General features: G+C 71.0%; 15 protein-coding genes. 11 read left to right on the top strand and 4 right to left on the bottom strand.

From position 1 onward, the window contains the following. Nucleotides 1-86: 86 nt before the first annotated feature. The gene (locus tag EIL87_RS02835; RefSeq protein WP_125088560.1) at nt 87-1,469 is read left to right on the top strand and encodes an MFS transporter; all 1,383 of its coding nucleotides are present in this window, start codon (nt 87-89) and stop codon (nt 1,467-1,469) included. A gap of 218 nt (nt 1,470-1,687) precedes the next feature. Continuing rightward, on the top strand, nt 1,688-3,175 hold the full coding sequence (locus EIL87_RS02830) for an acyl--CoA ligase family protein (RefSeq protein WP_233575974.1): 1,488 nt from the start codon (nt 1,688-1,690) through the stop codon (nt 3,173-3,175). Between the two features lie 25 nt (nt 3,176-3,200). On the opposite strand, the gene EIL87_RS02825 is transcribed toward EIL87_RS02830, so the two are convergent. Beyond that, nucleotides 3,201-3,818, bottom strand: coding sequence for an acyltransferase (locus EIL87_RS02825; RefSeq protein WP_125088558.1), 618 nt, complete (start codon nt 3,816-3,818; stop codon nt 3,201-3,203). Nucleotides 3,819-4,117: 299 nt separating this feature from the next. On the opposite strand from EIL87_RS02825, the gene EIL87_RS02820 reads away from it, so the two are divergent. Beyond that, entirely contained in the window at nt 4,118-4,321 is a 204-nt protein-coding gene (locus tag EIL87_RS02820; RefSeq protein WP_125088557.1) for a DUF4236 domain-containing protein, read from the top strand. Nucleotides 4,322-5,120: 799 nt separating this feature from the next. Here EIL87_RS02820 and EIL87_RS02815 read toward each other — a convergent pair. Both EIL87_RS02815 and recQ read right to left on the bottom strand, forming a co-directional pair. Further along, the gene (locus EIL87_RS02815; protein ID WP_125088556.1) at nt 5,121-5,924 is read right to left on the bottom strand and encodes an SAM-dependent methyltransferase; all 804 of its coding nucleotides are present in this window, start codon (nt 5,922-5,924) and stop codon (nt 5,121-5,123) included. A gap of 62 nt (nt 5,925-5,986) precedes the next feature. Then, on the bottom strand, nt 5,987-7,852 hold the full coding sequence (gene recQ, locus EIL87_RS02810; protein ID WP_199740213.1) for a DNA helicase RecQ: 1,866 nt from the start codon (nt 7,850-7,852) through the stop codon (nt 5,987-5,989). A 186-nt stretch (nt 7,853-8,038) separates the two neighbouring features. Here recQ and EIL87_RS02805 point away from each other — a divergent pair, with 186 nt between their 5' ends. The 4 genes from EIL87_RS02805 to EIL87_RS02790 all read left to right on the top strand — a co-directional run bounded on the left by EIL87_RS02805 (nt 8,039) and on the right by EIL87_RS02790 (nt 11,979). Continuing rightward, a complete protein-coding gene (locus EIL87_RS02805) occupies nt 8,039-9,142 on the top strand; it encodes an LLM class flavin-dependent oxidoreductase (RefSeq protein ID WP_125088554.1) in 1,104 nt (367 codons plus the stop codon). After that, entirely contained in the window at nt 9,139-9,741 is a 603-nt protein-coding gene (locus EIL87_RS02800) for an FMN reductase (RefSeq protein WP_125088553.1), read from the top strand. The genes EIL87_RS02805 and EIL87_RS02800 overlap by 4 nt, the downstream gene beginning before the upstream one ends. Nucleotides 9,742-9,864: 123 nt before the next feature. Then, nucleotides 9,865-11,244, top strand: a complete 1,380-nt coding sequence (locus tag EIL87_RS02795) for a type I glutamate--ammonia ligase (RefSeq protein WP_125088552.1) — start codon at nt 9,865-9,867, stop codon at nt 11,242-11,244. A gap of 57 nt (nt 11,245-11,301) precedes the next feature. Beyond that, nucleotides 11,302-11,979, top strand: coding sequence for a GNAT family N-acetyltransferase (locus tag EIL87_RS02790; protein ID WP_125088551.1), 678 nt, complete (start codon nt 11,302-11,304; stop codon nt 11,977-11,979). Nucleotides 11,980-11,982: 3 nt separating this feature from the next. Here EIL87_RS02790 and EIL87_RS02785 read toward each other — a convergent pair whose 3' ends face one another. Next, a complete protein-coding gene (locus EIL87_RS02785) occupies nt 11,983-13,329 on the bottom strand; it encodes a DUF2252 domain-containing protein (protein WP_125088550.1) in 1,347 nt (448 codons plus the stop codon). A 431-nt stretch (nt 13,330-13,760) separates the two neighbouring features. On the opposite strand from EIL87_RS02785, the gene EIL87_RS02780 reads away from it, so the two are divergent. From EIL87_RS02780 to EIL87_RS02765, 4 genes are all read left to right on the top strand, one after another. Beyond that, nucleotides 13,761-14,972 carry a TetR/AcrR family transcriptional regulator gene (locus EIL87_RS02780; RefSeq protein WP_233575973.1) on the top strand — a complete coding sequence of 404 codons (1,212 nt, stop codon included), beginning with the start codon at nt 13,761-13,763 and terminating at the stop codon, nt 14,970-14,972. 186 nt (nt 14,973-15,158) lie between these two features. Further along, on the top strand, nt 15,159-16,799 hold the full coding sequence (locus EIL87_RS02775) for an acyl-CoA carboxylase subunit beta (protein ID WP_125088549.1): 1,641 nt from the start codon (nt 15,159-15,161) through the stop codon (nt 16,797-16,799). Nucleotides 16,800-16,821: 22 nt separating this feature from the next. After that, on the top strand, nt 16,822-17,061 hold the full coding sequence (locus tag EIL87_RS02770) for an acyl-CoA carboxylase subunit epsilon (RefSeq protein ID WP_125088548.1): 240 nt from the start codon (nt 16,822-16,824) through the stop codon (nt 17,059-17,061). A 64-nt stretch (nt 17,062-17,125) separates the two neighbouring features. Beyond that, a complete protein-coding gene (locus EIL87_RS02765) occupies nt 17,126-18,889 on the top strand; it encodes an acetyl/propionyl/methylcrotonyl-CoA carboxylase subunit alpha (RefSeq protein ID WP_125088547.1) in 1,764 nt (587 codons plus the stop codon). The last annotated feature ends 164 nt before the right edge of the window (nt 18,890-19,053 follow it).

The raw sequence follows: 19,053 nt of genomic DNA, 5'->3' as shown, positions 1-19,053 counted from the left end.
GACCACCCGGCTCGCCGCAGCACACAGGCGCTTACCCTGCCATGTCACGCTCCCTTCGTGGCATGCGTGTCCCAGAGGAGGGACGCATGAGTACCTCGGCCCCAGACCTGGCCGCTCAGCACGACATCGCCGCCCGGCTGGAACGGCTGCCGATGTCGCGCTGGCACGTGAGCATCCGGCTGATCATCGGCGTGGTCACCTTCTTCGAAGCGTTCGACCAGCTGCTCATCGCCTTCTCGCTGCCCGAGATCTCCCGCGAGTGGGGGCTGTCGGCCGCGGGTGCCACCACCACGCTCACCGTGGGATCGGTCGGCATGCTGCTGGGCGCGCTGGCCTCGGGCTGGCTCGCCGACCGGATCGGCCGGGTCCGGGTGATCACGCTGTGCGTGGTGATCACCGCCCTCGGCAACCTCGGCATGGCGCTGAGCCCGGCGCTGCTGCCGTTCCTGGTCCTGCGCTTCGTCCAGGGCTTGGCGATCGGCGGGGAGGTGCCCACCGCGGCCTCCTACATCGCCGAGATCAGCCGTGCCAAGAAGCGCGGACGCTTCGTGCTGATGTACGAGGTGGTCTTCCCCGCCGGGCTCACCGTCGGAGCGCTGGCCTCGGCGTGGATCGTGCCGAACTGGGGCTGGCGCGCGCTGTTCCTGGTCGCCGCGGTTCCCGGCGTCGCCGCGTTCTTCCTGCAGCGCAAGGTTCCGGAATCGCCGCGCTGGCTGGTCGCGCGCGGCCAGCACGCGCGGGCACGGGAGGTGGTGGACCGGATCGAGCGGGCGGTCCGCGCCTCCACCGGGAAGGACCTGCCGGCCCCCTCGCGGGTGGTCGCGGCCGAGGACGCCGGGTCGAGCGGCACCAGCGTCCTGCGCGACCTGTTCACCGGTCGCTACCGGCGGCGAACCCTCGTGGTCTGGATGGTCTGGTTCGTCGGCTACTTGGCGAACTACGGCCTGACGTCGTGGCTGCCGACGCTCTACCAGCAGGTGTTCCAGCTGTCGATCAGCACCGCCCTCTGGTGCAGCACGCTGGCCTCGGTGGCCGGGCTCGTCGGCTGCGTGCTGGCCGCCTTGACCATCGACAGGTTCGGCCGACGCGCGGTGCTCAGCGTCGGCCTCGGCGGCACCGCGGTCGCGATGGGCGTGCTCGCGGTGCTGGGCGTGACATCGGCGGGCCAGCTCGCCGTGTTCTCGGCCTTCGCGGCGATGTTCAGCTTCGCGGCCAACATCAGCCTCTACCTCTACACCCCCGAGCTGTACCCGACCCGCAGCCGTGCGCTGGGCTGCAGCCTGGGCGGGGTCTTCAACCGGCTGGGCATCATCACCGGGCCGATCCTGGTCGCCCTGGTCTACGCGGGCGGCACGGGATTGTCGACGGTGTTCGCGCTGATCGGCGGCATCACCCTGGTCGCCACGGTGATCACCGCCGTGTTCGCCGAGGAGACCAAGGGGCGCACGCTCGAAGAGCTCTCGCCGTGAGCCGGCCGCGATGAGTCCCCCGTGCCGCCGGTCCGCGCGGGCCTGAACGCCCGGTGCGGTCGGCGGCACCTCCTCGTGGGGACAAGTGCTCGACCGCCGTGGCGGTCCGTCGAGGTCTCGCCCCGGGACGATCCGGGTGGTTATGCTCCGCGCACCCCGAGGACGGGTGAGAGGGAGGCTACGCGTTGACCGGGATCGCTTTTCGGGAACTGAGTCCGGTGTCCTTCTTGGAACGTGCGGCGGCGGTGTTCGCCGACCGTCCGGCGGTCGTCGACGGCGACCGCCGGGACACCTACTCGCAGCTGTGGGACCGGGCGCAACGGCTGGCGGGACTGCTGGCGGCACGCGGGGTCCAGCCCGGTGACCGGGTCGCGGTGCTGTCCCCGAACACGCACCTGCTGCTGGAGGCGCACTACGGCGTCCCGCTGGCCGGTGCGGTGCTGGTCGCGCTCAACACTCGCCTCGCCCCGTCCGAGATCGCCTACATCCTCGACCACAGCGGGGCGAGCCTGGTGCTGGTCGACGCCGAGTACCGCGAGGTGCTGGGGGAACCGTCGGTCCCGGTGATCGACTCCTCCTCCTACGACGAGCTCGTCGACTCCGCCGACCCGCACCGAGTGGAGGTCACCGACGAGCGGTCCCTGCTGTCGATCAACTACACCAGCGGCACCACGGGTCGGCCCAAAGGCGTCATGTACCACCACCGGGGCGCCTACCTGCAGGCACTGGCGATGGCCTACCACGCCAAGCTCGACACCTCCTCGCAGTACCTGTGGACCTTGCCGATGTTCCACACCAACGGCTGGTGCTTCCCGTGGGCGGTGACCGCGGCCGGCGGCGTGCACCACTGCCTGCGCAAGGTCGACCCCGGGGAGCTCTGGCGGGCGATCTTCGCCGAGGGCATCACCCACTTCTGCGCCGCCCCGACGGTTCTGGCGATGCTCGCCGAACACCCCAACGCCCGGGAACTCGACCACGTGCTGCGCGTCTTCGCCGGCGGTGCGCCGCCCTGGCCGTCGCTGCTGGCGCGGATGAGCGAGCTCGGCTTCGACATCCGCCACCTCTACGGGCTCACCGAGACGTTCGGGCCCGCCGTGGTCTGCGAGTGGCAACCCGAGTGGGACACCGTCGAGCCGGAGCGCCGCGCGAGGCTGATCGCCCGGCAGGGCATCGCCAACGTGGTGGCCGAACCGGTCCGCGTCACCGATCCTGAGGGGGAGGAGGTTCCCGCCGACGGGCAGACGCCCGGCGAGATCCTGCTGCGCGGCAACGACGTCATGCTCGGCTACTACCGCGATCCCGAGGCCACCGAGAACGCCACGCTCGACGGCTGGTTCCGCAGCGGTGATCTCGGCGTTCGCCACCCCGACGGCTACGTGGAACTGCGGGACCGGATCAAGGACGTGATCATCTCCGGTGGGGAGAACATCACCTCCATCGAGGTCGAGAACGCCCTGACCGCGCACCCCGACGTCCTCGAGGCCGCTGTCGTCGCCTCGCCGCACGAGAAGTGGGGCGAGGTGCCCATCGCCTTCGTCAGCCTGCGCGAGCATTCCGAGGCCGGCGAGGCGGAGCTGATCGAGTTCGTCCGCTCCCGGATCGCCGCTTTCAAGGCGCCGAAGCAGGTCCTCTTCGGGGAGCTGCCGAAGACCTCGACCGGAAAGCTGCAGAAGAACGTGCTGCGCGCCAGGGCGAAGTCCGGCTGAGGTCCTTGCCGGCTCCGGACGTCGTTCACCCGACGTCGGCCTCGACGGGGGCGTGGGTGCGGATGACGCGCGCGGGAACACCGGCGAGCACGCTGTGGGGCGGGTAGACCCCGGCGGTCACCTGAGCGCCCGAGGCGACGATCGAGTTCTCGCCGATCTGCGCCCCGGCGAGGATGACCGACCCGGTGCTGATCACCGTGCCGGAACCGATGATCACCGGCCGCACCGGCAGCGGCCACTGCACCGCCACGGGCACGTCGGTGAGGTCGTGGCGGTGGTGGTGGTCGACGATCGTGACCCGGCTGGAGGTCCACACGTCGTCACCGAGCACCACCGACGACATCGCCAGGATCTCGGAGTTGCGCCCGAGCACGCAGCGGTCGCCCATGACGATCATCGGATCGCCCTCGCCCAACCGCGCGCCGGGCAGCCCGGCGGAGAGCACGGAGTGCTCGTTGATGATGCAGTCGGTTCCGATGCGGATGCGCTCGGCCCCGGTCAGCGCTCCCTGGGGGAACGCCAGGTGGCTGCGGGCCCCCAGCCCTTGGAACGCGCGTCCTTCCCGGGTGCGCGCCGTGATCGCGGCACCGTTGCGCGCCCACCGCCACCACGCCCGCGTCAGCCGGCCCACCCAACGGTTCATCCATCGACCTCGAACAACGGCGCAATCCGCGCTCCGACACGGCCCGCTCAGCGGTCCTACCCAGCAGTAGGGAAGCTACTGTAACGCGCCCGCCGGTCCCGGCTCGAACACCTCACCGAGTCCCAGGTCATCCGCAGGCGGGGTTCTCATCGCAGTCCGTTCTCCGCCGGGAAAGCCGGATCCAGCGCAGATCGTCTTCGTGGCCGAGGTCGTCGGTGGTGTGATGGGGTGGAGGAAAGGCGGCCACGGCGGGTACCGCTCGCCTGCGCCGGAGCGAACGTTCTGCGGAGGTGCGAGTCATGGGTTTTCACCTGCACCGGAGGCTCAGGTTGGGGCCGGTCTACCTCAACATCCACAACGCGCGCGTCACGTCGTGGGGCTTCAAGCTCGGCCGGTTCAGCCGGAACATGACGCACGGCAAGACGACCTTCGACACGCCGGGCCCCGGGCACTACACGTTCCGGAGCAAGCGGCGCACCTCCCGGAGCAGGTGGCGCCGCTGACCTCGCGAAGAGGGCCCCGGACAAGGGGGTGCTGAGAAGGCCCCGGGACGAGAGGCCTCTGAAGTGGGAAGAGGTGGGCCGGACCGCGGGGGAACGGTCCGGCCCACCTCTGGCTTCGGGGCGTTTCGGTCTTCGGGTGTTACGGGGTGGTCTGCGAGGCTGCCGCGGGGGCGGCGGCCGGCGCAGGTTCGGGGGCGGGTGCTGCGAGCGCCTGAGTGGTCGGGGCGATCGTTGCCATGGCCAACACCGCAGCGGCGGCCAGGGCGTGCGTCAGGCGGCTGGGGTCCTCGCGGGTGGACTCCGGCAGCAGCTTCAGGAGACGCTGGCGGAACACGGCTTCCTCTTTCGGTCGAACTTCTACTACCGGGAGTAGCGAGAACGGGAGCGATCGCATCCGTTCGGGGGTCCGGTGCGACGGGGGAAGGCTGGCCGCCGTAACCGCTCCTCAACTCGCCACGACCGAAGGTAACCAGGGGTAGTCGTGCCTTCAAGCGACCCTCACGCCAACAGGGGACCCGCAGGGTTCAAAACCAAAATCGACTGCGGAGGGTGACAAAAGTGTTCATGTGCGACCAGCCAAAACGGGTCGGCGCACGTTCAATCGTGACGTTTCGCACAGAGGCATGAAGTCCCTGGTCAGCACGGCTGAGCAAGGCGATCCGGTGTTCGATCCCACCGCTGGCGGCGGAGAGCCACGTCACAGGTGGTGCGCCTGCGCGGTCGAGGTCGGGCCTCCGCACTGCGGGTCGCAGCGTGGTCAGCTCTCCCGGCCTGCCGCACCGCGGGTGTCGACCGCGGGTCAGGGCTTCCGGGCGACGAGGCCGTACTGGGGAACGCTGGTCGCGAACTCCGCGGCGTTGCGCCACAGCGCGCAGGAGACGAGGCCCGGCTCGAGGACCTCCAGTCCGTCGACGAACGCGGCGATCTGCTCCCCGCTGCGGGCGGTGATCGGCGGAGTGGCGTTCTTGTTCCAGAAGGCCATCGCCTCGCGGTTGGCCTCGCCGTCCAGCTCGGTCGTCGGGTGGGTGATCACCACGTAGCTGCCGGACGGGATCGCCTCCACCAGCCGGCGGACGATGTCGTGGGCCTGGTCGGTGTCGGAGATGAAGTTGAGGATCCCGAGCAGCATCACCGCCACCGGCCGCTGGTAGTTCAGCGTGCGCGCGGACGCCCGCACGATCTCCTCGGTGTGCCGGGCGTCCGCCTCGATGTAGTCGGTGCGCCCGGTCGGTGAGCTGGTCAGCAGCGCGCGGGCGTGGGTGAGCACCAGCGGGTCGTTGTCGACGTAGACCACGTGCGAGTCCGGAGCGATCCGCTGCGCGACCTGGTGGGTGTTGTCGGCCGTCGGCAGCCCGGTGCCGATGTCGAGGTACTGGCGGATGCCGACCTCACCGGCCAGGTGCGCCACCACGCGCTGGAGGAAACCCCGGTCCGCGCGGGCGACGTCGGCGATCAGCGGGAACAGCGAGTGGATGTGGTCGCCGACCTGGCGGTCGACCTCGTAGTGGTCCTTGCCGCCCAGCCAGTAGTTCCAGACCCGCGCGTTGTGCGCGACGGTCGTGTTGATCCCTCGGACCGGCGTGCTCGTCGACCACTCACCCATCACTCAGCCCCCATCCGCACCAGATGCCTCGGGGCAGTGTAGACGCCCGGTCGGGACCTGTGTCACTGATCCGGAGCGGTCAGGGCCTCGATCACGCCACGCCCGTAGCGGTTGAGCTTGCCCTCGCCGACACCGCTGACCGTCGCGAGCTCGTCCAACGTGGACGGTTGCACGGTGGCGATCTGCCGCAGCGTCGAGTCGTGGAAGATGATGAACGGCGCCTTGCCCTCCTCGCGCGCCACTTCCCTCCGCCACGCGCGCAGCTTCTGGAACACCGGCTCGACCTCCGGGGGCATCTCCTGCGGTGCGCGCTTGGTGTCGCGGGCCTTGGCCGTGGCCGCCGGGGTCGGCTTGGGCTCCGTGCGCAGCCAGACGGGTCGCGGCTCCTCGCGGCGCAGCACCTCGGAGCTGGTGCCGGTGAGCACCAGCGTGCCGTAGTCGCCTTCGACGGCCAGCAGGCCTTGCGCCAGCAGCTGCCGGATCACCCCGCGCCACTCGGTGTCGCTGAGGTCGGCGCCGACGCCGAAGACGCTGAGCTCGTCGTGCCGGAACTGCTCGACCTTCTGCGTCTTCTTGCCGCGCAGGATGTCGACGACCTGCTTGGCGCCGAACTTCTGGTGGCGCTCCCGGTCCAGGCGCACCACGGTCGACAGCAACTTCTGCGCGGCCACCGTGCCGTCCCAGGACTCCGGCGGGTTCAGGCAGGTGTCGCAGTTGCCGCACTCGCCCGCCGCCTGCTGGCCGAAGTGGTCGAGCAGCTGCGCGCGGCGGCAGCGCACCGTCTCGCACAGCGCCAGCATCGAGTCCAGGTGCCTGCTCTGCGTGCGGCGGTGCGCCTCGTCGCCCTCGGAGTGGTCGATGAGCTTGCGCTGCTGGACGACGTCCTGCAGGCCGTAGGCCATCCACGCCGTCGACGGCAGCCCGTCACGGCCGGCGCGGCCGGTTTCCTGGTAGTAGCCCTCGATCGACTTCGGCAGGTCCAGGTGCGCCACGAACCGCACGTCGGGCTTGTCGATGCCCATCCCGAAGGCGATGGTGGCGACCATGACCAGTCCGTCCTCGCGCAGGAACCGGGACTGGTGCTCGGCGCGCACCTCCTTGTCCAGGCCCGCGTGGTAGGGGAGCGCGGTGATGCCGTGCGAGGTGAGGAACTCGGCGGTGCGCTCGACCTCGGCGCGCGAGAGCCGGTAGACGATGCCGGAATCGCCCGCGTGCTCGGTCTGCAGCAGCTGCAGCAGCTGCTTGCGCGGGTCGTTCTTGGGCACGATCCGGTACTGGATGTTGGGCCGGTCGAAGTCGGCGACGAAGTGCCGCGCCTCGGTGAGCTGGAGCCGGGTCGCGATCTCGCGGCGGGTGGCCGGGGTGGCGGTCGCGGTCAGCGCGATGCGCGGCACGTCCGGCCAGCGCTCGTGCAGCACCGACAGCGCCAGGTAATCGGGCCGGAAGTCGTGGCCCCACTGGGCGACGCAGTGCGCCTCGTCGATGGCGAACACACCGACCTCACCGCGCGCGAGGAGGTCCAGCGTCGAGTCCAGCCGCAGCCGCTCGGGAGCGAGGTAGAGCAGGTCGAGTTCGCCGTCGAGGAAGGCGGTCTCGGTCTCGCGGCGCTGCTGGGGGCTCTGCGTGGAGTTGAGGAAGCCCGCGCGCACGCCGAGCGCGGCCAACGCGTCGACCTGGTCCTGCATCAAGGCGATCAGCGGCGAGACCACGACGCCCACGCCGGAGCGCACCAGGGCGGGGATCTGGTAGCACAGCGACTTGCCGCCACCGGTGGGCATCAGGACCAGCGCGTCGCCACCCGAGACGACGTGGTCGATGATCTCCTGCTGCGTTCCTCGGAAGGAGTCGTAGCCGAAGACCCGCTGCAGGACCTGGAGGGCCTCGGTGGTCTGGTCGGTCGCGGTTTCGGGAGACGCCACGGGCGGCATCCTACGCAGCGCGCCCGACGCGTCCGGGCACGCACACACCGGCGGCAGGCCGGAGCGGGAGGGACGGTGGGGTAGGACTGGGCGAGGTCGAGAGGCACCTGGAATACTTCGTCGGGAAGACTCGTTCTCGCGAGTAGTTGAAGCTCGTAGGAAATGACGCGGGCTGGGGCCAGGTAGGGAGTTCACATGCAGTTCGGGATCTTCTCGGTCAGCGACGTCACGACTGACCCGACCACCGGCCGGACCCCGACCGAAGCCGAACGCGTCCAGGCGATGGTCCGGATCGCGCTCAAGGCCGAGGAGGTCGGGCTCGACGTCTTCGCCTCCGGCGAACACCACAACCCGCCGTTCGTGGCCTCCTCGCCCACCACGATGCTCGGCTACATCGCGGCCCGGACCGAGAACCTCATCCTGTCCACCTCCACGACGCTGATCACCACGAACGACCCGGTCAAGATCGCCGAGGACTACGCGATGCTCCAGCACCTCGCCGGCGGCCGCGTCGACCTGATGATGGGCCGCGGCAACACCGGCCCGGTCTACCCGTGGTTCGGCCAGGACATCCGCCAAGGCATCCCGCTGGCGATCGAGAACTACGCGCTGCTGCGCCGGTTGTGGCGGGAGGACGTGGTCGACTGGGAGGGCAAGTTCCGCACCCCGCTGCAGTCGTTCACCTCGACACCGCGACCGCTCGACGGCGTTCCGCCGTTCGTCTGGCACGGCTCGATCCGCTCGCCCGAGATCGCCGAGCAGGCCGCCTACTACGGCGACGGCTTCTTCCACAACAACATCTTCTGGCCCGCCGAGCACACCAAGCGCATGGTGCGCCTGTACCGGCAGCGCTTCGAGCACTACGGGCACGGCAAGGCCGACCAGGCCATCGTCGGCCTCGGCGGTCAGGTGTTCATGCGCAAGAACTCCCAGGACGCCGTCCGCGAGTTCCGGCCCTACTTCGACCACGCACCGGTCTACGGCGGCGGGCCCTCGCTGGAGGAGTTCAGCACCACGACCCCGCTGACCGTCGGCAGCCCGCAGCAGGTCATCGACCGCACGCTGAGCTTCCGCGAGACCGTCGGCGACTACCAGCGCCAGCTGTTCCTCATGGACCACGCCGGCCTGCCGCTCAAGACCGTGCTGGAGCAGCTGGACATCCTCGGCGAGGAGGTCGTGCCGGTGCTGCGCGAGGAGTTCGCCAAGCTCAAGCCCGCGCACGTCCCGGACGCCCCCGCCCACCAGTCCCTGCTCGCCGCGCAGCAGCAGGCCGACCAGCAGCAGGAGGAAGCGGGATGAGCGAGCGCGCGATCGTCGTGGTCTCGGCGGGGCTGAGCACCCCGTCGTCGACGCGGATGCTGGCCGACCGGCTCGCCGCGGCCACCGCGCGCACCACCCCGGTCCAGGCCCGGACCGTGGAGCTGCGCGAGCACGCCAAGGACATCGCGAACCACTTCGTCACCGGGTTCCCCGGCCCTGAGCTGGAGGAGGTGCTGGACGCGGTGCGCCGGGCCGACGGGCTGATCGCGGTCACCCCGATCTTCCAGGCGTCCTACAGCGGGCTGTTCAAGTCCTTCTTCGACGTGCTCGACCAGGACGCGCTGGCGGGCAAGCCCGTGGTCATCGGTGCGACCGGCGGTTCGGCGCGGCACTCGCTGGCGCTGGAGCACGCGATGCGGCCGATGTTCGCCTACCTGCACGCCCTCGTCGCACCGACCTCGGTCTACGCGGCCTCGGAGGACTGGGCCACCGGAGGCGGCAGCGCGCTGCCCGAGCGCATCGACCGCGCCGCCGACGAGTTCGCGGCACTCCTCGAACAGCGCCCCGCCACCCAGGCCACGGACCCGTTCGAGGACCCCGTTCCCTTCGAACAACTCCTCGCCCAGCGGCAGGGCTGACCGAGCCATCACCCGGTCGACGGGGTGGCGGACCTCCCGCGCGGGAGGTCCGCCACCCCTGGCTGGAGGGCCGTTCGCGCGAAATGCGCTCGCCCGCCGCGCGATCGCGACTACCGTGGGTGCATGAGCGGCGATCGGATCCCGGCCGCGGAGCCGGCCGAGCTGGTGCCCGCCTCGGCTCGGTTGCGGGCCGAGGGCGTGGAGCTGGTGGAACTGTCCTTCGTGGACAACGCGGGCATCGTGCGGGTCAAGACCGCGCCGCTGGACCGGTTGTCCGAGCTCGCCCGCTACGGACTCGGCGCTTCACCGTGCTTCGAGACCTTCACCTTCGACGACGTGATGCTGCGCGGCACCCACCTCGGTGGGCCCGACGGCGATCTGCGGCTGGTCCCGGACATCTCCCGGCTCACCCGGTTGGTGGCCATGCACGGCTGGGCGTGGGCGCCGGCGGACAAGTTCACCCAGGACGGGCCGCGGTTCGTCGCCTGCCAGCGCGCGTTCGCGGCGAGGCAGGCCGCGGCGGCGGCCTCGACGGGGCTGTCGGTGTCGGCCGCCTTCGAGCACGAGTGGGTGCTGGCCGAACCCGGCACCGAGGAGTTCGTGCCGGCGATCAGCGGCTCCGGCTACGGCCAGGTCCGGTTGGAAGCGCTCGCCGACTACGGGCTCGCGCTGGTGCGCACGATGCGCGAGCAAGGCCTCGAGGTGCTGCAGTTCCACCCCGAGTACGCCCTCGGGCAGGCCGAGATGTCGGTCGCGGCGAAGGACCCCGTCGGCGCCGCCGACGACGCCGTGCTCACCCGGCACACCATCCGCGCGGTCAGCCGCCGGCACGGCTGGCGCGCCAGCTTCGCTCCCTGCCTGATCCCCGGTGGCGCCGGATCGGGCGCGCACCTGCACCTCTCGGTGCACGACGCGAACGGCAACCTCTTCGCCGGCGGCCCGGGCCGGTACGGCCTGCAGGGGCGAGGCGAGGCGTTCCTGGCCGGGGTGCTGCGCGAACTGCCCGCGCTGGTGGCCATCGGAGCCGGCAACCCGGCGAGCTTCCTGCGGCTGGGCCCCTCCCGGTGGGCGGGGATCTGGCAGGTGTGGGGACGTGAGGCCCGCGAAGCCGCTGTGCGCTTGATCACCGGGACCGAGGGCACCCAGTCCTGGGCCGCGAACGCCGAGGTCAAGTGCTTCGACGCCACTGCCAACCCGTACCTGGCGGTCGGCGCGGTGATCGCCGCCGGACTCGCCGGCGTGCGCGAGGAGCTGACCCTGCCCGACGAGGTCACCGGCGACCCCGCGCTGCTCTCGGAGGACGACCGCGCCGAAGCCGGCGTCGAACGCCTCCCCGAGGGACCGGCCGAGGCCGCCGACGCGCTCGCGTCCTCCGAGGTGCTGGCCGAGGCGCTCGAACCGGAGCTGCACGACGCCCTCCTCACCGTCCGCCGCGGGGAAGCCGACCGCTTCGCCGACGCGACGCCCGAGGAGGTGGCCGCGGCCACCCGTTGGACCTGGTAGGGAACAACTCCGGGCCGCGAGCGGTTGCTGCGGAACGACCGATCATGGGGGAGAACCGTGTCCGACCCGCTGCAGAACCCGGTGTGGCACTCGCTGCACGGCGAGCACGCCCGCTTCGCCGAACGGACGGGCGACGCCGTGCGCTACGCGCCTGACGTCGCGCCCTTCCTGGGGTTGCCCGAGGAGCCCGACCCGGCGGCGTGGGCGGACGCGGCGAAGCTGGTCGGGCCCGGCGGCGAGGCGGTCATCACCGGAGACTCGCGCACCGCGCCCGCGGGCTGGGAGGCGTTCGAGGACCTGCCCGGCGTCCAGATGGTCGACGACGGCGTCGTCGGAGCTCCCGAACCCGAGGCCGTCCGCCTGACCACCGACGACGTCCCGGAGATGCGCGATCTCGTCCGGCGCACCAAGCCCGGTCCGTTCGTGGACCGCACCGTCGAACTCGGCACCTACCTGGGGATCCGCCACGACGGCAGACTGGTGGCGATGGCGGGCGAGCGGATGCGACCGCCGGGGTGGTGCGAGATCAGCGCGGTGTGCACCGACCCGGCCTTCCGCGGCCGAGGTCTGGCCTCCCGGTTGGTGAAGGCCTTGGTGCACGAGGTCCGCGCGCACGGCGAGCAGCCGTTCCTGCACGCCGTGGCCGGCAACACCGGCGCCATCGCCCTCTACGAGCGGATGGGGTTCCGGATCCACCGCCGCCCGAGGTTCCGAGCGCTGCGCGCCCCCGCCTGAGGCTCACCGGGCCGTGGCGGTGACCTCGCCGATCTCGCCGTTGCGGAAGGCGTCGACGAACAGCCGGTGGTCGTCGCGGACGACGTCGGCGTAGCCCAGAGCGAACTCCACGAGCCAGTCGACGAACTCCTCCTCGCGGTCGCCGACGACCGCGAGGATCGCTTCCTCGGTCTGGAAGTCCACCAGCTGCGTGTCCGACTGGGCGTCCGACACGCAGTGGACCTTGGCCATGGCCCGGCCCAGGTAGTCCAGCACCGGGAGGATGTCGCCGGGCTCGGTCAGCTCACCCCACTCCAGGTCCGACTCGTAGGGCGAGAGCTCGTCGACGACGTAGCCGACGCCGTCGATCTCGGTGTGCCCGAGCAGCGGGTCGGCGTGCGCCTGCAGCGCCCGCTGCGACAGGGCGGTCCGGTGGCCGTGGTGCTGGAAGTGGCTCCGGATGCGTTCGTCAGTGACCACCCGCGAGGGAGCCGCCACGTTGCCCTGCTTCATCGACAGCACGAGGTCGTTCTCCAGGGCCTCCGTCGGCCCCTCGATGAGGACGTTGTAGGCGGGGAGGCCTGCGCTGCCGATGCCGAAACCGCTGGAGCCGACGACGTCCTTGATCGTGTAGGCCACGTCCCGCATCCGGTTCTCCTGCGGGACGGTCTCCAGGTAGCGGGCGAAGGCCTCCTCGACGCGGTTGCGCTCGGCGTCCTCGAGCCGGCGGGTGGTCGGGCCGCTGCGCATCCGCCGGCTGTACCCCTGGTCCTCGGTGAGCCGGTGGAGCAGCTCGGTCCGGCTGCGCAGGCGGGTCTGCTGCAGCAGGTCGTGGATCGTGCCCCCGGTCGTGGACAGGCGCAGCGAGTACTCGGAGTCGCGGTCCTGCGCGGCGAAGGCACGCACCTGGTCCAGGTACGACCTCGCGGAATGGCGGACGAACGCGACGATGTCGCTGTCCGGCAGCGCCTTGCTCCAGGCGAGCAGCGCGAGGCTCGCGGCGAAGCGCTGCAGGTCCCAGGTGAAGTGCCCGAGGTAGGCCTCGTCGAAGTCGTTGACGTCGAAGACCAGCACGCCGTCGGCGTTCATGTAGGTGCCGAAGTTCTGCGCGTGCAGGTCGCCCTGGATCCACACCCTGCTGGTGCGCTCGTCGGCCCACGGGTCGGCCAGCCGGTCGACGTCGGCGTAGAACAGGCACGCGCTGCCACGGTAGAACGCGAACGGATCGGCCGCCATCTTGCGGAACTTGGTGCGGAAGGCTGCCGGGTCGCGCCGCATGAGGTCGGAGAAGGCGTCGACGAGGACGTCGGCGATCCACGCGCGGCGGGCACCGGTGTCGGCGACGTCGAGGCGGCGAGCGAGCTCGGACATGGTTCCCGTCCACTGTGATCGGTGCGAGGCCTCCCCAGCCTAGAGCGCGTGGGAAGACCGTCCCGCCCGGCAGCGCCGAGGAAGCCAGACCAGCCCCGTTGGTGTACCGCCCGCGATCCGCGCCGGAACACGAGATCACGAGGTCACGGCACACCGGCTGCCCCACGTCGAACTTCGCGCGAACTTCGACGCCCGAAGTTCCCGTCGAAATACGCGCGAAGTCGACGGTGCCCCCGGGGTGCGGTACCCGGTGTGCCAGACACTCCGCACCCTGGAGCAGGCGCTGTCCGCGAGGGCCTCGGCCATCGGGAGCACGAGTCGCGTCCACGTAGGACTCAGCGGATCCTGTGCCCAGTGTCGCGGTCGCTGCCCGGGTGTGCGGGGAGGAGGCGAGGTTGTCCCGCAGGGGGTGGCGAAATAACCTCTGGCGGATGCGGCGCCCGGAGCGAGCGGAGGTGGTCATGGCCGAGGTGGGCAGCCCGCCTGCGCGCGGCACGCGACCCCGGAACCGGCGAGCGATGATCACCGCCGCGGCCGCCGACCTGTTCTACCGCGAGGGCTTCGACCAGGTCGGCATGAGCGACATCGCCGACGCCGTCGGCGTCGGCTCCTCCGCGCTGTACCGGCACTTCGCGGGCAAGCAGCAGCTGCTGACCCACGTGGTGCTCGACGAGCTGCACCCGTTCGTCGAGATCACCGCGGAGCCCGGCGACGTCGAGCAGGTGGTGTCCCGGCTGGCCGCCGCCGCGCTCGACCACCGCCAGCTCGGCGTGCTCTGGCAGCGGGAGTCGCGGCGGCTCCCCGAGGAACGTCGCGACGTGCTGCGCGGCGAGTTGCGCGAGGTCGCTCGCGGGTTGACCGGCCTCGCCCGCGCGTTCCGGCCCGAGCTGACCGACGCCGACGCGCGGTTCCGGGCCTGGTGCGCGTTCAGCGTGCTGACCAGCCCTTCCTACCACCAGGTGCAGCTCGCGCGGCGGGAGTTCGAGCAGCTGCTCGCCGAGATGGTCGTGATCATCGGCAACCGTCCGCCGCAGGAGCTCGCACCCCGCCCCGAGACCCACCCCGAGCAGCTGGAGCGCTTCGCGGGCCGGGCCTCGCGCCGCCGGTTGCTGCTGGCGGCGGCCACCCGCCTGTTCGCCGAAGCCGGCTACGGCAAGGTGACCACCGAGGACGTCGGCGCGGCGGCCGGCATCGCCGGGCCCAGCCTGTACAACTACTTCGCCAGCAAGCAGGAGCTGCTCAGCGCGGTGATCACCCGCGGCAACGCCTGGCTGGAGGTCGAGCTGGAGCGGACCCTGGCCACCAAGGCCGACCCCGCCGAGGCGCTGCGGGCGCTGCTGCGCTCCTACATCCGCTTCGCCTTCGACCACGGGGGCTTCATCGACATCCTGGTCAGCGAGGTCGGGCACCTGCCACCGGACGAACGGCACCGCGCGCGCCAGACCCAGCACGCCTACGTCGCCGAGTGGGTCGGGCTGCTGTGCGAGGCGCGTCCCGAGTTGGACCCGGTGCGCTCCCGCATCCTGGTGCAGGCGGCGCTGACCGCGGCCAACGACATGGCGCGCACGGGTGCGGTCCGCGACGCCAGGGCGGTGCTGCGGGTGGGCTCCGCCCTGATGCTGGAGACGCCCGTCGAGGCGTGAGGCCGGCGCTAGGCGCCGTTCACTTAGCGCGGGAAGAGCCAGGAGAAACCGCCTGGGAGGGGACAGCAGGACTAGCGGTCGGTCACTTGCAGGTTTGACTCGATCGCGGCGGGACAATTAACCTCCGGCGAGACCAGGTCCGCGCGGATACTGGGACCGAGCAGGTAACGAGGACAGGTTGGTTGCATGAGCAGCGCGACGGAGCCGGTCGGTCAGCCGCCGGTTGACGTGCCGGACATCCACACGACCGCCGGCAAGCTGGCGGATCTGTACCGGCGGAACGACGAGGCCGTGCACGCCGGCTCGGCGCGCGCGGTGGCCAAGCAGCACGAGAAGGGCAAGAAGACCGCCCGCGAGCGCATCGACATGCTGCTCGACGAGGGTTCGTTCGTCGAGCTCGACGAGCACGCGCGGCACCGCTCCACGAACTTCGGCATGGACGCCGACCGCCCCTACGGCGACGGCGTGGTGACCGGCTACGGCACCATCGACGGCCGCAAGGTGTGCGTGTTCTCGCAGGACTTCACCGTCTTCGGCGGTTCGCTGGGCGAGGTCTTCGGCGAGAAGATCGTCAAGGTCATGGACCTGGCGCTCAAGACCGGCTGCCCGCTGATCGGCATCAACGACTCCGGCGGCGCCCGCATCCAGGAAGGCGTCGCGGCGCTGGGTCTCTACGCCGAGATCTTCAAGCGCAACACCCACGCTTCGGGCGTGATCCCGCAGATCTCGCTCATCATGGGCCCGTGCGCGGGCGGCGCGGTGTACTCGCCCGCGATCACCGACTTCACGGTGATGGTCGACAAGACCTCGCACATGTTCATCACCGGGCCCGACGTCATCAAGACCGTCACCGGTGAGGACGTCACCTTCGAGGAGCTCGGCGGCGCGCACACCCACAACTCGCGCTCCGGCAACGCGCACTACCTCGCCTCCGACGAGGAGGACGCGATCGGCTACGTCAAGGAACTGGTGTCGTTCCTGCCGAGCAACAACCTCTCCGAGCCCCCGCTCTTCGAGGGGGCCGACACCGGCACCGGGGCGATCTCCGACGCGATCACCGACGCCGACCGCGAACTGGACGTGCTGGTCCCGGACTCGCCGAACCAGCCCTACGACATGCACAAGGTCATCCAGACCGTGGTCGACGACGAGGAGTTCCTCGAGGTCTCCGCGTTGTTCGCGCCGAACATCATCACCGGCTACGGGCGGGTCGAGGGCCAGCCCGTGGGTGTCGTGGCCAACCAGCCCACCCAGTTCGCGGGCACCCTGGACATCGGCGCCAGCGAGAAGGCCGCGCGCTTCGTGCGGACCTGCGACGCCTTCAACATCCCGGTGCTGACCTTCGTCGACGTCCCGGGTTTCCTGCCGGGCACCGACCAGGAGTGGAACGGCATCATCCGGCGCGGCGCCAAGCTGCTCTACGCCTACGCCGAAGCCACCGTCCCGCTGGTCACCGTGATCACGCGCAAGGCCTACGGCGGTGCCTACGACGTGATGGGTTCCAAGCACCTCGGCGCCGACATCAACCTGGCCTGGCCGACCGCGCAGATCGCGGTCATGGGGGCGCAGGGTGCGGCGAACATCCTCTACCGGCGGCAGCTGGCCGACGCCGCCGCCAACGGGGAGGACGTCGAGGCGCTGCGCGCGCGGCTGCAGCAGGAGTACGAGGACACCCTCTGCAACCCCTACGCCGCCGCCGAGCGCGGGTACGTGGACTCGGTCATCCCGCCGTCCTACACCCGCGGCTACGTGGCCCGGTCGCTGCGCATGCTCAAGGACAAGCGCGCCAGCCTCCCGGCCAAGAAGCACGGCAACATCCCGCTGTGATCGGCGAGGTGAGGAGCTTCCGATGAGCGAGCAGACCCCGCAACGGCCGGTGCTGCGCATCGTGCGCGGCGATCCCGACGACGTCGAGATCGCGGCGCTGACCGCGGCGCTGGCGGGCGCGGCGGCCGCCCAGACACCCGAGGACGCGGCGAAGCCGATGTCGCTGTGGGGCGATCCGGTCGCGCGGGTGCGCCACCCCGCGGGGCGTAGCCCGCTGCGCCCGGGACCGCACGCGTGGCGAGCCTCGGCGCTGCCGGGCTGACCCTCCAGACTTGACGTTGTCCGCCTGCTCCGGCGTCGCGCCGGGAAATCGAGGAGTTGACACTGTGGACGTGACGCCGATCAGCAAGGTCCTGATCGCCAACCGCGGTGAGATCGCGGTGCGGGTCATCCGCGCTTGCCAGGACGAGGCGATCGCCTCGGTCGCCGTCTACGCGGAGCCGGACGCCGACGCGCAGCACGTGCGGCTCGCCGACGAGGCCTTCGCCCTGGGCGGTTCCACGCCCGGCGAGTCCTACCTGAACATCGACAAGATCATCGACGTCGCCAAGCGCTCCGGTGCCGACGCGGTGCACCCGGGCTACGGGTTCCTGTCGGAGAACGCCGACTTCGCCCAGGCCGTGCTCGACGCCGATCTGATCTGGGTCGGCCCGTCGCCGCAGGCCATCCGCGACCTCGGTGACAAGGTCACCGCGCGGCACATCGCCACCCGTGCCGGGGCACCGCTGGTGCCGGGCACCCAGGACCCGGTGCCGGGCGCCGACGACGTCGTCGCCTTCGCCCAGGAGCACGGGCTGCCGGTGGCCATCAAGGCGGCCTTCGGCGGTGGCGGTCGTGGCCTGAAGGTCGCGCGCTCGATCGAGGAGATCCCGGAGCTGTTCGCCTCCGCCGTCCGCGAGGCCGAGACCGCCTTCGGGCGCGGCGAGTGCTTCGTCGAGCGCTACCTCGACCGCCCGCGCCACGTCGAGGCGCAGGTGCTCGCCGACAAGCACGGCAACGTCGTCGTGGTGGGCACCCGCGACTGCTCGCTGCAGCGCCGCCACCAGAAGCTCGTCGAGGAGGCCCCGGCGCCCTTCCTGAGCGAGGACCAGCGCAGCCGGATCCACGAGGCCGCCCGCGCGATCTGCTCGGAGGCCGGTTACTACGGCGCCGGCACCGTGGAGTTCCTGGTCGGGCAGGACGGCACGATCTCGTTCCTGGAGGTCAACACCCGGCTGCAGGTCGAGCACCCGGTCTCCGAGGAGACCACCGGCATCGACCTGGTCCGCGAGCAGTTCCGCATCGCGGCGGGGGAGAAGCTGCACCTCGGCGCCGACCCGGAGCCGCGCGGGCACTCCATCGAGTTCCGCATCAACGGTGAGGACGCCGGCCGCAACTTCCTGCCCGCTCCCGGCACCGTCACCAAGTTCGTGGCCCCGCAGGGCCCGGGCGTGCGCGTCGACGCGGGCGTGGAGACCGGCAGCGTCATCGGCGGCCAGTTCGACTCGCTGCTGGCCAAGGTCATCGTGACCGGCGCCGACCGGCAGCAGGCCTTGCAGCGCGCTCGCCGGGTGCTCGACGAGATGCAGGTCGAGGGCATGGCCACGGTCCTGCCGTTCCACCGGACGATCGTGCGCGACCCGGCGTTCGTGGGCTCCGACGGGTTCACCGTGCACACCCGCTGGATCGAGACCGAGTTCGAGAACACCATCGAGCCCCACAGCGGCGGCGCCGAGCCCGCTGAGGAGGGCGAGGAGCGGCAGACGATCCTCGTCGAGGTCGGCGGTCGTCGGCTGGAGGTCTCGCTGCCGGCGGCTTTCGCCGCGCCTTCTTCCCCGTCGGCGGCCAAGGCCAAGCCGCGCAAGCGCGCCGGCGGCGGATCGGGTGCGGCGGCCTCCGGAGACGCGGTCGCGGCCCCGATGCAGGGCACGATCGTCAAGGTGACCGTCGAGGACGGGCAGGAGGTCGCCGAGGGCGACCAGATCGCCGTCCTGGAGGCCATGAAGATGGAGAACCCGGTCAACGCCCACAAGGCCGGCACGGTCACCGGTCTCACGGCCAAGCCCGGCGACTCGGTCACCCAGGGCACCGCCCTCTGCGAGATCAAGTAACCCGGACGAATTCGGAGGGGCGGCAGTTCCACTCGGAACTGCCGCCCCTCCGTCGTTCCACCCCTTCACCGCCACACCGGGAGCGGACGTGCGCTCCCGCCGTGCAGGGAGGTTCCTCCGGGACCTCCCTCCTCTTGGGCGAACGCGGGTTCTCCCGGAACTCA

Origin of the sequence: Saccharopolyspora rhizosphaerae, from assembly GCF_003931915.1 — a bacterium.
GTDB classification, from domain to species: domain Bacteria; phylum Actinomycetota; class Actinomycetes; order Mycobacteriales; family Pseudonocardiaceae; genus Saccharopolyspora; species Saccharopolyspora rhizosphaerae.
Note: the sequence above shows the minus strand (reverse complement) of the source record. Positions and strands in the feature narration are given on the sequence as shown.

Coding starts and splice junctions, on each gene's coding strand:
- EIL87_RS02780 (WP_233575973.1), top strand. CDS start 13,761: ATGCGGCGCCCGGAGCGAGCGGAGGTGGTCATGGCCGAGGTGGGCAGC.
- EIL87_RS02820 (WP_125088557.1), top strand. CDS start 4,118: ATGGGTTTTCACCTGCACCGGAGGCTCAGGTTGGGGCCGGTCTACCTC.
- EIL87_RS02785 (WP_125088550.1), bottom strand. CDS start 13,329: ATGTCCGAGCTCGCTCGCCGCCTCGACGTCGCCGACACCGGTGCCCGC.
- EIL87_RS02825 (WP_125088558.1), bottom strand. CDS start 3,818: ATGAACCGTTGGGTGGGCCGGCTGACGCGGGCGTGGTGGCGGTGGGCG.
- EIL87_RS02805 (WP_125088554.1), top strand. CDS start 8,039: ATGCAGTTCGGGATCTTCTCGGTCAGCGACGTCACGACTGACCCGACC.
- recQ (WP_199740213.1), bottom strand. CDS start 7,852: ATGCCGCCCGTGGCGTCTCCCGAAACCGCGACCGACCAGACCACCGAG.
- EIL87_RS02835 (WP_125088560.1), top strand. CDS start 87: ATGAGTACCTCGGCCCCAGACCTGGCCGCTCAGCACGACATCGCCGCC.
- EIL87_RS02800 (WP_125088553.1), top strand. CDS start 9,139: ATGAGCGAGCGCGCGATCGTCGTGGTCTCGGCGGGGCTGAGCACCCCG.
- EIL87_RS02770 (WP_125088548.1), top strand. CDS start 16,822: ATGAGCGAGCAGACCCCGCAACGGCCGGTGCTGCGCATCGTGCGCGGC.
- EIL87_RS02815 (WP_125088556.1), bottom strand. CDS start 5,924: ATGGGTGAGTGGTCGACGAGCACGCCGGTCCGAGGGATCAACACGACC.
- EIL87_RS02795 (WP_125088552.1), top strand. CDS start 9,865: ATGAGCGGCGATCGGATCCCGGCCGCGGAGCCGGCCGAGCTGGTGCCC.
- EIL87_RS02775 (WP_125088549.1), top strand. CDS start 15,159: ATGAGCAGCGCGACGGAGCCGGTCGGTCAGCCGCCGGTTGACGTGCCG.